Below are 13,963 nucleotides of genomic sequence, written 5' to 3' on the forward strand. Positions count from 1 at the left end.
TTCCGGCCTGGTTCGCCGGGGATTCGGTGGGCAACTCTGGTCCTGCGACGTCGTGCACCACACCGGGGTGGTCGGCCAACTGCCCTGGTAGCAGCCGTACTTGAAAGCCGTAGTTCATGTGCGTTCGGCTTGGAAGCCGCTCCGCACTCTGTTCTGGAGGAACAACATGGCAAGCATCCGTACCGCCCGCCTCATCGCCGCCGTCTCCGCCCTCCCGCTGGCAGCCGCCCTCTTCACCGGCGTCGCGGCGGCGGACAACGGCGCCATCGCGGGCAACGGATCGAACGCGGGTGTGGCGACCGTCAGCGGCAGCGGGGTCGGGCACGACAACAAGGGCAACTCGTCCACCACGCAGCAGCAGGCGGTCGGCTCCGGGGCCTCGAACCAGAGCAACACCGCCCAGGTCAACGGATCCGCGTTCACCGCCATCAACCAGGGAAACTCGAACGTCGCCGTCAACTTCGCCAACTTCTGGTAGCCGCGCCCGACGACTCCCGCGCGGGGATGCGTGGGGGCGTCTGAGGGTGTGTGAGGTGTGCTCTGTGGGGTCGTAGCGCGTCTGCGCGGTGGTGCTTCGGTGCCACCGCGCAGACGTTTTTCCGTATGCGGGCAGGCCTCCCGCGCGGACGTTCTCGTGCGCCACGCGCGTGCCCGGTCGGCAACGGGACCGTGCGGGAACGACCTTGACAGTCCACGGCATCTGACGGACAGTCAGAAACCATCGTCCGTAGGACTACGACGACACGGAGGTCCGCCGTCGTGCACCTCGCCCCCACCCCTCGTCAGCGGCGGTTGCGCGCCGAACTCCGGGCGTACTTCGCCGCGTTGATGCCGGACGGTCCGCCCGGCGCGGACGACCCCCGGGGACAGCGGGCGTTGCTGCGCCGGATCGGCGGCGACGGTTGGCTCGGGCTCGGCTGGCCGGTCGAGTACGGCGGTCAAGGGCGCGGCGCCGACGAACAGTTCGTGTTCTTCGACGAGGCCTACCGGGCGAACGCACCCGTGTCGATGGTCACCCTGAACACCGTCGGACCGACCCTCATGAAGTACGGCAGCGAGGAGCAGAAGGCCACCCTCCTGCCGGGCATCCTGCGCGGCGAACTCGTCTTCGCGATCGGCTACAGCGAACCGTCGGCCGGCACGGACCTCGCCTCGCTCCGGACCCGCGCCGTGCACGACAGCCAGGGCTGGCTGATCGACGGGCAGAAGATCTTCACCTCCAACGCCCACAACGCCGACTGGATCTGGCTCGCCTGCCGCACCGACCCCGAAGCCCCCAAGCACCGCGGTATCTCGATCATCCTCGTCCCGACCGACGCGCCCGGCTTCTCGTGGACCCCGATCGACACGGTGGGCGGGCAGCGGACGACGGCCACGTACTACGACGGCGTCCGGGTCCCGGCGGGCAACCTCGTCGGCGCGGAGAACGAGGGCTGGTCGCTCATCACCAACCAGCTCAACCACGAGCGGGTCGCCCTCGCCGCGACCGGCATGCAGGCCGAGGACTTCTACACGGCCGCGCTGACCGCCGCCCGCACACCCGATCCGGTGACGGGCAGACGCCGGGCCGACGAGCCGTGGGTGCGGGCGCAGTTGGCCGAGGCGCACGCCCGGCTGGCGGCCACCCGCCTGCTCAACTGGCGTCTGGTGGGCGACGTGGGAGCGGGCCGGCTGGCGCCCGGCGACGCGAGCGGCGTGAAAGTCATGGGAACCGAATCGACGGTGGCGGTGTACCAGATATGTCAGCACGTCGCCGGAGCGGACGGCGGGTCGGCCGTGCCGGTCGGACCCGGCGGTTCGACGGGACTGACGGGGCTGGTGCGTTCGGGGTCGCCGGGGGTTTTCGGGGACGGCGAGCTGGAGCGGTTGAACAGGGCGGCGCAGATCAACACGTTCGGGGGCGGGGTGAGCGAGGTGCAGCGGGAGATCGTCGCGACGATGCGGCTCGGGATGACGAGGGGGCGGCGGTGAGTGCGAGGGGCGAGCGACTGGGGCCGGCCGTGAGCGCTGCGGCCGACGGACTGGGGGCGGCGGTGACGGGTGAGTCGGTGGTGAGTGCGGTGGTCGTAGACGAACTGGGGGCGCGGCTCAAGGCGTACGAGGGGCGTCCGGCCGCCGTCGCGGGCGCCGGCAAGGACCCCGTCAACGAGCCGATGATCCGGCACTGGTGCGAGGCGATGGGCGACACGAATCCGGCGTACACGGGCCCGGACGCCGTCGCCCCGCCCACCATGCTCCAGGCCTGGACCATGGGCGGCCTCTCCGGGCACTCGGGACGCACGGGGGCCTACGACGAGCTGTTCGACCTGCTCGACGAGTCGGGCTGCACCTCGGTGGTCGCCACCGACTGCGAGCAGGAGTACCTACGGCCCCTGCGGCCGGGGGACGAGGTCGCCTTCGACGCGGTGATCGAGTCGGTCTCGGACCGCAAGACGACCAAACTGGGCACGGGGTACTTCGTCACGACGCGCATGGACGTACGGGTGGGCCAGGACCTCGTCGGCACCCACCGCTTCCGCATCCTCAAATACGCCCCCGCGCGGCAGAGTCAGAGGAGCAAAGGGGGAGAGAAAGGAGCGCGCGCCCGCCGCCCCCGCCCCGTCGTCAACCGCGACAACGCCGGCTTCTGGGAGGGTGTGGAGCGGCATCAACTCCTCATCCAGCGCTGCACGAACTGCGGCACGCTGCGCCACCCCTGGCTGCCGGGCTGCAATACCTGCGGCGGCCCGGACTGGGACACCGTCGAGGCCAGCGGCGACGGGACCGTCTACTCGTACGTGGTGATGCATCACCCGCCCTTCCCCGCCTTCACGCAATCCGACCATGCCGCTGACGCGGCGGGTCCCTACGCCGTCGGGCTGATCGAACTCGCCGAGGGCGTGCGGATCGTGAGCAACGTGGTGGGGGTGCCGTACGACAAGGTGCGTGTCGGGCTACAGGTACGGCTCGAATTCCGGCGCTACGACGACGATGAGGACGATCCGCTGGTACTCCCCGTCTTCCGGGCCCAGGAAGGCCGAGAGGGCGGGGTGGGCTGACATGGACTTCACCCCCACGGAGGAGCAGGCGGCGGCCCGTGACCTGGCCGCCCGGATCTTCGGCGACCTCGCGACACCGGAGCGGCTCGCGGCGGCCGGGACAGGCAGCGACCCCGAGTTGTGGAAGGCGTTGTGCGCCGCCGGACTGGTGGGCGCCGTAGCGGAGTTGGGCCTGCTCGGTCTCGTCCTCGTCCTGGAGGAACAGGGGCGGACGACGGCCCAGGTGCCTTTCGCCTCGACGTGCGTGTACGGGCTGTTGGCGGTGACGGCACACGGTTCCGCCGAGCAGCGGCAGCGGTTGTTGCCGGGGATCGGGGACGGGTCGGTGGTGGTGTGCGGGGCGTTTCCCGCGCAGGGGGGTGTGCGGGCCGTACGGGCCGTACGGGCCTCCGCGCAGGGCGAGTTGACCGGTACGGTCCCGGTCGTCCCCTGGCTGCGTGACGCCACGCATGTCCTTGTTGCCGACGAACAGGGGGAGTTGTGGCTGACGCCGGTCACGGATGCCACGCACATCGAACCGGTCGAGCTGACCGCACCCTGGTCGGCCGGGCGGCTGACACTCGACGGCGCGACGGCGGAACGGCTCGGTGCCACGGGGGCCCACGCCGACGGCCTGACCTCCACGCACGCCGACGGCCTAGCCACCGCCCACGCCGACGTCCTAGCCACCGCCCGTACCGCCTTCGCCGGTCTGCAGGCAGGGGTCTGCGCGGGGGCGCTCGCGCGGGCTGTGGCGCATGTCAACGCGCGGGAGCAGTTCGGGCGTCCGCTTGCCACCCGGCAGGCGGTCCAACTCCGGGCCGCCGACGCGTACATGGACATCGAGGCGATACGCGTGACGGCGTACGAGGCGGCCTGGCGGCGCGACGCGGGGCTGCCGTACGCCACGCACGCGCTGACCGCGGCCTGGTGGGCGGCCGAGGCGGGGCGGCGGGTCGTCGACACCGGTCAGCATCTGCACGGCGGCGCGGGAGCCGACGTGGAGCACCCGGTCCACCGGCACTTCCTGTGGGGGCGGCAGTTGGACGGGTACCTCGGATGCGGGCCCGAAGTGCTGCAGGAACTGGGGGAGTTGATCGTCAGTGAGGAGGTGCAGCCATGAGGGAAGGAGGCGCGGCCATGAGGGTAGGCAGCGTGGCCATGGGGGTGGGTGAGGAGTTGCCCCCGCTCGAAATCGAGATCACCCGCACGCTGATTGTCGCCGGGGCCATCGCCTCCCGCGACTACCAGGACGTGCACCACGACGCGGAGCTGGCGCGGTTGAAGGGCTCCCCCGACATCTTCATGAACATCCTGACGACGAACGGCCTCGTCGGCCGCTACATCACGGACCACTTCGGCCCGCGAGCCGTTCTCCGCAAGGTCGCCATACGGCTCGGCGCCCCCAACTACCCCGGCGACACCATGGTGTTGACCGGGAGGATCGAGGAGACGGACGGCGAGACCGCGACGGTGCGCGTGCTCGGGACGAACGGCATCGGCCGGCACGTCACCGGCACGGTCGTGGTCACGGTCGCCGTACCGACGACGGCGGAGGCCGGGGCATGAGCGCCCGGACCCGCGACACTCTCGGCGGGCGGGCCGCGATCGTCGGTATCGGGGCCACGGAGTTCTCCAAGGACTCGGGGCGCAGCGAGTTGCGGCTGGCCGTGGAGGCGGTGCGGGCGGCGCTGGACGACGCGGGGCTGACACCGGCGGACGTGGACGGGATGGTGACGTTCACGATGGACACCAACCCGGAGATCACGGTGGCCCAGGCCTGCGGGATCGGCGAGCTGTCCTTCTTCTCCCGGGTCCACTACGGCGGCGGCGCGGCCTGTGCGACCGTCCAGCAGGCGGCGCTGGCCGTGGCGGCAGGGGTCGCCGAGGTGGTGGTCTGCTACCGCGCCTTCAACGAGCGGTCGGGCCGCAGATTCGGCTCGGGCGTCACGCACCGCGAACCGTCGGCGGAGGGTGCCGCGCTCGGCTGGTCGCTGCCGTTCGGGCTGCTCACCCCGGCGTCGTGGGTGGCGATGGCGGCGCAACGGTATCTGCACACTTACGGCCTCGCACCCGAGGTGTTCGGTCAGGTGGCGGTAGTGGACCGCAAGTACGCGGCGACCAACCCGGCGGCGTACTTCCACGGCAGACCCATCACCCTCGCCGAGCACGCGGCCTCGCGCTGGATAGTGGAGCCGCTGCGGCTGCTGGACTGCTGCCAGGAGACGGACGGCGCGCAGGCGATCGTCGTCACGTCGGTGGAGCGGGCCCGTGATCTGCCGCGTCCGCCGGCGGTCGTCGCGGCGGCGGCCCAGGGGGCCGGGCGGGCACAGGAACAGATGACCAGCTTCTACCGCGACGACCTGACCGGCCTCCCGGAGATGGGCGTGGTCGCGCGGCAACTGTGGCGGACGGCGGGGCTCGGACCGGACGACATGGACGTGGCGATCCTCTACGACCACTTCACGCCGTTCGTGCTGATGCAGCTGGAGGAGTTCGGGTTCTGTGGGAAGGGGGAGGCGGCGGACTTCGTGGCGGAGGAGCGGGTGCCGATCAACACGCACGGGGGACAGCTCGGGGAGGCGTATCTGCACGGCATGAACGGAATCGCGGAAGGGGTCAGGCAGGTGCGCGGCACCGCGGTGAACCTAATACCGGGTGCCGGGCGAGTACTGGTGACGGCGGGGACCGGGGTACCGACCTCCGGACTGATCCTGACCACCGACGCCTGAGCCCCGGCCGACCGGGGACGCCTGAGCCCCGGCCCTCCGCAGACGGCCGAGCCCGGCGGACCCCGAGCGGCAACTTCAGGGGTGAACCGGCAACGTCCGACTTCGGACGGGCGACCCTGCACGGCCGGGCCTGGCCGACCAGGGACGGCTGACCCCGGACGACTGTGCCTGGGCGGACCTCGGACGACTGAGCTGTGGCCGAGCACGGACGGCAGCTTCCAGGGGTGAACCCGCAGTGGCCCAGTCCGGACGGTAATCCGCACGGGTGACGCCGCAGCGGCCGAGCCCCCGAGCAAGCCACATCGGCTGCCCCGTGGGGTCTACCCCCGGAGGGGCCCCGCGGCGGCTGCCCCTGCAAGCCTCTGCTCCCGGAGGGAACCTCCAGTGGCCGTTCCCGCCCGGTTCTGCTCCCGCAGGGAACCGGCAGCGACTGCCCCCGCCCGGCTCTGCCCCCGGAGGGAACCTCCGGCGGCCACGCCCGCCCGGCTCTGCCCCCGCAGGGAACCGGCAGCGACTGCCCCCGCCCGGCTCTGCCCCCGCCCGGCTCTGCCCCCGCCCGGCTCTGCCCCCGCAGGGAACCTCCAGCGGCTGCCCCCCGGCCCCGCCCCCGGAGGGAACCCGCGGCGGCTCCCCCCTGCAAGCCTCTGCCCCCGCAGGTAACCTCCAGTGGCCGTCCCCGCCCGGCCCCGCCCCCGCAGGGAACCCCCAGCGACTGCCCCCCCGCACACCCCATCCCCCAGGGGTAAACCCGCAGTACGTCTCCCCCGCTCGTCCACCTTCAGGAGGTGGAGCCAGCCCCACCACTACAACCTGAGGCGGAGTCCCCTTCGGGACCTGCGGCCGATCCGCCGAAGTGGGGATCGCTCATAGCGTGGAGCCATGACCACAGCCGTCTGCACCAGCGCTTCGAACGCCGTCGCACGGGCCGCCGAGCGGGCCGACGCTCGGACCACGACACGGCCCGGCATCCGCCCCGCCGTACGCCCCGCGGCCGTACGCCCGGCCGCCCGTCCCGTCACCCGGCCCACCGCACGGGCTGCGCAGACCCAGCCGACCGTCACCGTTGCCGCCACCGTCACCGTTGCCGCCACCGCTGTCGCTGCTGCCGCCACCCTCACGTACCCCTCCTTCTCGTCGTACATGAGGGCCAGGCAGCCGGTGCTGCTGCGGACCGCGCGGTCGCTGACCGCGAACCCGTCCGACGCCGAGGACCTGCTGCAGACCGCGCTGACCAAGACGTATGTCGCCTGGGAGCGGATCGAGGACCACCGGGCGCTGGACGGCTATGTGCGCCGCGCGCTGCTGAACACGCGGACCTCGCAGTGGCGCAAGCGCAAGGTCGACGAGTTCGCGTGCGAGGAGCTGCCCGAGCCGGAGACGGGCGGCGGCGGGGAGGACCCGGCCGAGCAGCAGGCGTTGCACGACGCGATGTGGCGGGCGATCGCGAAGCTGCCGGACCGGCAGCGGGCGATGGTGGTCCTCAGGTATTACGAGGATCTCAGCGAGGTCCAGACGGCCGAGGTGCTCGGGGTGTCCGTGGGCACGGTGAAGTCGGCGGTGTCGCGGGCGCTGGGCAAGCTGCGCGAGGACCCGGAGCTGGTTCTCGCCCGGTAGGGGTGATGCGGACGACGGGTGATCGATCACCCGGTCCTAGTGACATACCGTCTGGTATGTGAGCAGAATCAGCGCGACCCCTTACTACCGCGTAGGCAATGTCGCCCCGGGAGGACGCCGTGCTGAGCACCATGCAGGACGTACCGCTGTTGATCTCCAGGATCCTGACCCACGGGTCCACGGTCCACGGAACATCGCAGGTGATCAGCTGGACCGGTGAGGGAGAGCCGGAACGCCGTTCCTTCGCGGAGATCGGTGCCCGCGCGGCCCAGCTCGCGCACGCGCTGCGCGAGGACCTGGGCGTGGTGGACGGCGAACGCACGGCGACCTTCATGTGGAACAACGCGGTCCATGTCGAGGCGTACTTCGCGATCCCCGCCATGGGCGCGGTGCTGCACACCCTCAACCTCCGTCTTCCGGCCGACCAGTTGGCGTGGATCGTCAACCACGCGGCCGACCGCGTCGTGATCGTCAACGGTTCGCTGATCCCGCTGCTCGCACCCCTGCTGCCCAAGCTGCCGACGGTCGAGCACATCGTCGTGTCCGGACCCGGCGACCGCGGCCCCCTCGACGGCACCTCCGTGCGCGTGCACGAGTACGAGGACCTGATCGCCGGCAAGCCGACCACCTACGACTGGCCCGAGCTGGACGAACGCCAGGCCGCCGCGATGTGCTACACCTCCGGGACCACGGGCGACCCCAAGGGCGTGGTGTTCAGCCACCGTTCGATCTACCTGCACTCCATGCAGGTCAACATGACCCAGTCGATGGGGCTTACGGACCAGGACACGTCACTGGTCGTCGTGCCCCAATTCCACGTCAACGCCTGGGGTTTGCCCCACGCCACCTTCATGACCGGCGTCAACATGCTGATGCCGGACCGCTTCCTCCAGCCCGCGCCACTCGCCGAGATGATCGAGAGCCAGCGCCCCACGCACGCGGCGGCCGTGCCCACCATCTGGCAGGGCCTCCTCGCCGAACTGACCGCCAAGCCCCGTGACGTCTCCTCGCTCACCCAGGTCACCATCGGCGGCTCGGCCTGCCCGCCCGCCCTCATGGCGGCCTTCGACAAGCTGGGCATGCGGGTCTGCCACGCCTGGGGCATGACGGAGACCTCCCCGCTGGGCACGGTCTCCCGCCCGCCGGCCGAAGCGGTCGGCACGGACCGGGAGTTCGAGTACCGGCTGACGCAGGGCCGTTTCCCGGCGAGCGTCGAGGCCCGCCTCACCGGCCCCGGCGGCGAACGACTGCCCTTCGACGGCGAGTCCGCGGGCGAACTGGAGGTGCGCGGCCCCTGGGTCGCCGGCGCCTACTACAACGGCCCCGACGCCGAACCCCTGCGCCCCGCCGACAAGTTCAGCGAGGACGGCTGGCTCAAGACCGGCGACGTCGGCACCATCTCCCCCGACGGCTTCCTCACCCTCACCGACCGCGCCAAGGACGTCATCAAGTCCGGCGGCGAGTGGATCTCCTCCGTCGACCTGGAGAACGCCCTGATGTCCCACCCGGACGTCACCGAGGCCGCCGTGGTCGCCGTACCGGACGAGAAGTGGGGCGAGCGTCCGCTGGCGACCGTCGTCCTGCGGGAGGGCTCCACCGCGGACTTCGAGTCCCTGCGCGCGTTCCTCGCCGACGCGGGGAAGATCGCCAAGTGGCAGCTCCCCGAGCGCTGGACGATCGTCGAGTCGGTCCCGAAGACGAGCGTCGGCAAGTTCGACAAGAAGGTCCTGCGCAGGCGCTACGCCGACGGCGACCTGGACGTCACCAAGCTCTGAACCAAGCTCTGACCGGCCGGCCGATTGACCGACCGGCCGGGTGCTCAACCGGCCCCGCAGTTCGCACAGTTCGCACAGTTGGCCAACGGGTCGGCTAGTTCGTGCCGATCCGGGCCAACAGGTCCACGATCCTCGACTGGACCTCCGTGCTCGTCGACCGTTCGGCGAGGAAGAGGACGGTCTCCCCGGAAGCCAGCCGGGGCAGATCGGCCTCGTCGACGGCGGCGGTGTAGACGACCAGCGGGGTGCGGTTGAGCTGCCCGTTCGCCCGCAGCCAGTCGACGATCCCGGCCCGCCGCTTGTGCACCTGCAGCAGATCCATCACGACGAGGTTGGGCCGCAACTGCCCCGCCAGCGTCACCGCATCGGCGTCGCTCGCGGCCCGCGCCACCTGCATCCCGCGCCGCTCCAGCGTCGCGGTCAGCGCCAGCGCGATCTCCGCGTGCTCCTCGATCAACAGCACCCGCGGCGGATGCTGCTCACTGTCCCGGGGCGCGAGCGCCTTCAGCAGTACGGCGGGATCGGCGCCGTAGGCCGCCTCGCGCGTCGCCTGCCCGAGCCCGGCGGTGACGAGCACCGGCACCTCGGCGGCGACGGCGGCCTGCCGCAGTGACTGCAACGCGGTCCTCGTAATGGGTCCGGTCAGCGGGTCCACGAACAGGGCCGCCGGGAACGCGGCGATCTGCGCGTCGACCTCCTCGCGCGAGTGCACGATGACGGGCCGGTACCCGCGGTCGCTCAGCGCCTGTGTGGTCGTCACGTCCGGCGCGGGCCAGACCAGCAGCCGGCGCGGGTTGTCGAGCGGCTCGGGGGGCAGTTCGTCGTCGAGCGGCTGCGGTCTCGGCGTGTCCGCGATCTCGACGGCCCCACCTGGACCGTCCAACGGCTCGGGCCCCTCGGCCGCGTTCTCGTCCGGTGCTCCTATGGCGTACGACCGTCCGGCGCCCTCGGTGATCGGCGAGAGCCGCGACTGCCCGGCCATGGAGGGCTGCGCCTGCTCACCCTGGGGATGCGGACGCGCCGCCCCGGCGGTACCGGCATCGGGCCGCGTCCCCAACTTCCGCCGCCGCCCGCCGCCGCCCGGCGTGTGCGGCGGAGGCGTCGCGGTCGGCTGCTGCACCTGAGCCGCCTGCCGCGTGAACGGCACCCCCTGCCCCAACGTCCGCACACTGATCGCCCGCCCCTGAGTGGAGTTGGGATCGACATCCCCCACCGAAGCCCCGCTCGGCGTCGGCACGGCAGCCTCAGCGGGCAACGGCTGCGCGACCCGCGCCTGCGCGGCGACGGGAGCGGCAGCAGCAGGGGCGGGAGCGGCCGGTGCAGGGGCGTTGGGGTTCGGGCTCGGGTTCGGCTGTGAATTCGGCTGAAGGCTCGGGTCCGCGTTCGGCGCTACGGCCGGGCCGGCGCCGTTCGCCGGTACGGGGGTGCCGGGGGCCGGCTGAGCGGCGGGGAGCGCCTGCGCCGGTACGGCCGCACCGGGTTGGGCCTGGGCCTGGCCGCCCTGGCCGGGAATGCCGTGCGGGGAGACCGGCTGCTGACCCTGACTGCCCTGAGGGACAAGACCCTGGGCGGGCGCGGGCTGCCCGGGGATGCCCTGCGGCGGAATCGGCTGTCCCGCGAGTCCTTGACCCGGAATCCCCTGGCCGGGGACTCCTTGAGGTGAAACCGGCTGGCCGCCGGGGATGCCCTGAGGTGAGACCGGCTGGCCGCCGGGGATGCCCTGAGGTGAGACCGGCTGGCCGGGGCCGCCCTGCGGCAGCGCCGCCTGCGCCGGGATGCCGTGACCGGGGACCGCCTCCGCCGGGAGCGGCAGCGGCTGGGCCGCGGTGGACTGTCCCGGGGCGGGGAGGCTCTGCGCGGGGGCGAGTTGCATGGCGCTGCCCGGCTGTCCAGGCTGACCCGGCTGGCCGGGCACCGGCTGACCGGCGACGGGCGGCCCGCCCACCGGCTGCGCCACACCCGGCACCTGTCCTGCGCCCTGCACCTGTCCTGCGCCTTGCGCCTGCCCGGGGAGTCCTTGTCCCACGAGTCCTTGTGCCACGGCCGCGTCGCCCGCCGCCGCGAGCTGACCGGTGTTCTGCCCGGGCAGCACGGGGGCGACCCCGACCTGCGCCGGTACGCCCACGGCGACACCCGGCCCCTGCTGGACCGACTGCTGCCCGGGAGCGGCGACTTGCTGCCCCTGCCCCGCCGTCCCCTGTGCCGGAACCACCGCGCCCGCCGCCTGCACCGGCACGCCCTCCGCGGGCTGCTGCGGCTGGGCCACGGCCCGGCGACGGCGCCCTGTGGGCGCGCTCGTGGGGTGCGGCTGCGGCGGAGTGTGGTCGTCGGACTGGTCGTGCGCTACGGCGTCGTGCCGCCCTTCGTCACCGGCAACCTGCCCGGGAGCGACCGGAACCCCCGGAGCGACCGGAACTCCAGGTGCGACCGGCACCCCCGGAGCCTGTGCGCCCGTGTCCGGCGTCCGGTCCGCCTCGGCCGGAGGCAGCGCGAACACCGTACGGGCGCCCGCCTCCTGCGCGGCGGCCCGCTCGGCCGCTGCGGCGAGCGCACGCCTGCGCCGCCCGGTCGGCTGCCCGTCCTCGCCACCGGAGCCACTGGCGCCGTCGGCCGCACCCTCCGCAGGACCCCCCGCAGGCAACGCGGGCGGCAACGCCTGCCGCTCGCCGCCGCCGGGCACGGGCACGCCCCCCGGAGGCACCGCGCCCAGACCCGTACCGGAGGCTGCCGTCCCGGCCGCGTGCTCCGCCGCCGTCATCACGGCACCCTCGGACACACCGTCCGCGTCACCCTCGGAACCGTTGCCGTCACCGGCGCCGACCTCGGCAGCCCGCCCGCGCCGGCGTCCCGTACCGCTGGAGGCACCGTCACCGCCCGCTTCCACGGCCGCCGCCGACTCCTCGCCCGCACGCCTCCTGCGCCGCCCGGTCGGGACCGCGCCCTCACCACCGGAGCCACCGGAGCCACCGGAACCGTCGGAGGCGCCGCCCGGCACCTCGCTCTCCAGGAACGCGTCGACGGAGGACCGCCGGGCCCGCCGCCGCCCGCTGTTGCCGCCGGCCTGCTCGGGCAGGGCGAGTTCGGCACCGCCGGTCGCGGCCGGAGCCGCCACGGCCCCCGCCCCGCCGCCGATCGGAACCTCCAGCACATACGCGCTGCCGCTCATCCCCGGCACGTCGTGCGTCTGCAGCACCCCGCCGTGCGCGCGCACGATCCCGCGCACGATCGGCTCGTGCACCGGGTCTCCCCCGGCGTACGGCCCGCGCACCTCGATCCGTACGACCTCACCGCGCTGCGCCGCCGCCACGACGACCGTGTTGTCCATGTAACCGCCCGCCGAAGCGGGCGAGTTGCCGGTCGCGTCGACGCCGGCGACGTCCGCGACGAGGTGGGCGAGCGCGGTGGCGAGCAGCGTGGGGTCGACCTCGGCCTCGATGGGCGGCGCGTGCACGGCGAACTGCACGCGCCCGGGGCCGATCAGCTCGACGGCCCCGTCGACACCGGCGGCGACCACGGCGTCGAGCATGACCTTCGTCCGCGAGATCTCCTCGGCCCCGGTCTCCAGCCGCTGATAGCCGAGCACGTTGTCGATGAGCTGGGTGATGCGCGAGTAACCGGCCGACAGATGATGGAGCACCTGGTTGGCCTCGGGCCACAGCTGCCCGGCGTCGTCGGCGGCCAACGCGGCCAGTTCCCGGCGCAGTTCGTCGAGGGGGCCGCGCAGCGAACGCCCGAGCAGCGTGAGCAACTGCTCGTGCCGCGCGGCGAGTTCCTCGTACCGGTCCTTCTCCCGCTCCCCGAGGGCGGCGTACCGCTCCTCGTTCGCCGCGAGCTCCTCCTCGTGCTGCTCCTGGAGCTCCTCGACCTCGGTGATGTGCTTCTGGCGCAGGGAGGTCAGCTCGGAGGCGTGCTCCTCGTCGATCCGCTCCAGCTCGTCCCGGTGCAGCTTGTCGGCGGCCTCCTTCTCCTCGGCGAGCGAGTCGTAGGGCCGCCGGTCGGTGAAGGTCATCACGGCGCCGACGAGCTGGTCGCCGTCGCGCACGGGCGCGGTGGTGAGGTCGACGGAGACGCGGTCCCCGTTCTTGGCGAACAGCACCTGCCCGCGCACCCGGTGCTTGCGCCCGGACCGCAGGGTGTCGGCGAGCGGCGACTCCGCGTACGGGAACGGCGAACCGTCCGCCCGCGAGTGCAGCACAAGCGTGTGCAGCTCCTTGCCGCCGAGATCGCTGGCGCGGTACCCGAGGATCTGCGCGGCGGCCGGATTGACCAGCACGACCCGCCCGTCCGTGTCCGTTCCTACGACACCCTCGGCGGCGGCGCGCAGGATCATCTCGGTCTGCCGCTGCGAACGGGCCAGCTCGGCCTCGGTGTCGACGGTCCCGGAGAGGTCGCGGACGACGAGCATCAGCAGTTCGTCGGCGGTGTAGCCGTAGCCGTCGTAGGCCTGCTGGCCGTCTTCGAGGTTGGCGCTGGTCACCTCTACCGGGAACTCGGAGCCGTCCGTCCGGCGGGCGATCATCCGGGTGGGCTTGGTCCGGCCGCGCGGGTCCATCGAGTCGGGGCGCCGCATGGAACCGGGGATGAGCCGGGAGTCGAACTCCGGCAGCAGGTCCAGGAGTCCGCGTCCGACGAGCGCGGTGCCGGGCGCCTCGAAGGCTTCCAGCGCGATGGTGTTCGCGTTGACGACCGTCCCGTTGGCGTTGACCAGCACCAACGCGTCCGGGAGCGCGTCGAGTATGGCTGCGAGGCGAGCAGCGCCTCGGGATGGCCTGCTGCTCACGAGACGCTTCCTCCCTGTTACCGCACCTTGCCGACCGCGGAGGCC

9 protein-coding genes are annotated in these 13,963 nt (G+C 72.7%); 8 read left to right on the forward strand and 1 reads right to left on the reverse strand.

The features are described from left to right. The first annotated feature begins 166 nt into the window (after nt 1-166). From ACIBJH_RS37145 to ACIBJH_RS37180, 8 genes are all read left to right on the forward strand, one after another. Complete coding sequence (locus tag ACIBJH_RS37145) at nt 167-478, forward strand: hypothetical protein (RefSeq protein ID WP_019073223.1); 312 nt, start codon at nt 167-169, stop codon at nt 476-478. 281 nt (nt 479-759) lie between these two features. Next, a complete protein-coding gene (locus ACIBJH_RS37150; protein ID WP_399121356.1) occupies nt 760-1,971 on the forward strand; it encodes an acyl-CoA dehydrogenase family protein in 1,212 nt (403 codons plus the stop codon). 80 nt (nt 1,972-2,051) lie between these two features. Next, on the forward strand, nt 2,052-3,038 hold the full coding sequence (locus ACIBJH_RS37155) for a bifunctional MaoC family dehydratase N-terminal/OB-fold nucleic acid binding domain-containing protein (protein WP_399121415.1): 987 nt from the start codon (nt 2,052-2,054) through the stop codon (nt 3,036-3,038). Between the two features lies 1 nt (nt 3,039). After that, entirely contained in the window at nt 3,040-4,140 is a 1,101-nt protein-coding gene (locus ACIBJH_RS37160) for an acyl-CoA dehydrogenase family protein (protein WP_399121357.1), read from the forward strand. Nucleotides 4,141-4,178: 38 nt separating this feature from the next. Next, a complete protein-coding gene (locus tag ACIBJH_RS37165) occupies nt 4,179-4,586 on the forward strand; it encodes a MaoC family dehydratase (RefSeq protein ID WP_399121416.1) in 408 nt (135 codons plus the stop codon). Then, a complete protein-coding gene (locus tag ACIBJH_RS37170) occupies nt 4,583-5,749 on the forward strand; it encodes a lipid-transfer protein (protein WP_399121358.1) in 1,167 nt (388 codons plus the stop codon). Before ACIBJH_RS37165 ends, ACIBJH_RS37170 begins: the two co-directional genes overlap by 4 nt. 966 nt (nt 5,750-6,715) lie before the next feature. Beyond that, nucleotides 6,716-7,363: a SigE family RNA polymerase sigma factor gene (locus tag ACIBJH_RS37175; RefSeq protein WP_399121417.1), complete on the forward strand. Its 648-nt coding sequence runs from the start codon at nt 6,716-6,718 to the stop codon at nt 7,361-7,363. A gap of 98 nt (nt 7,364-7,461) precedes the next feature. Further along, nucleotides 7,462-9,138 (forward strand): long-chain fatty acid--CoA ligase, encoded by a 1,677-nt coding sequence (locus ACIBJH_RS37180; protein WP_399121359.1) that lies wholly within the window; start codon nt 7,462-7,464, stop codon nt 9,136-9,138. A gap of 94 nt (nt 9,139-9,232) precedes the next feature. Here ACIBJH_RS37180 and ACIBJH_RS37185 read toward each other — a convergent pair whose 3' ends face one another. Continuing rightward, nucleotides 9,233-13,918 (reverse strand): PAS domain-containing protein, encoded by a 4,686-nt coding sequence (locus ACIBJH_RS37185; RefSeq protein WP_399121360.1) that lies wholly within the window; start codon nt 13,916-13,918, stop codon nt 9,233-9,235. Nucleotides 13,919-13,963 lie beyond the last annotated feature (45 nt).

This window comes from Streptomyces sp. NPDC050548 (assembly GCF_044457385.1).
In the GTDB taxonomy this organism is placed as follows: Bacteria; Actinomycetota; Actinomycetes; order Streptomycetales; family Streptomycetaceae; genus Streptomyces.

What these genes read in the sequence shown, in the direction of transcription:
- ACIBJH_RS37145 (WP_019073223.1), top strand. Translation starts at nt 167, where the DNA reads ATGGCAAGCATCCGTACCGCCCGCCTCATCGCCGCCGTCTCCGCCCTC.
- ACIBJH_RS37160 (WP_399121357.1), top strand. Translation starts at nt 3,040, where the DNA reads ATGGACTTCACCCCCACGGAGGAGCAGGCGGCGGCCCGTGACCTGGCC.
- ACIBJH_RS37165 (WP_399121416.1), top strand. Translation starts at nt 4,179, where the DNA reads ATGGGGGTGGGTGAGGAGTTGCCCCCGCTCGAAATCGAGATCACCCGC.
- ACIBJH_RS37170 (WP_399121358.1), top strand. Translation starts at nt 4,583, where the DNA reads ATGAGCGCCCGGACCCGCGACACTCTCGGCGGGCGGGCCGCGATCGTC.
- ACIBJH_RS37180 (WP_399121359.1), top strand. Translation starts at nt 7,462, where the DNA reads ATGTCGCCCCGGGAGGACGCCGTGCTGAGCACCATGCAGGACGTACCG.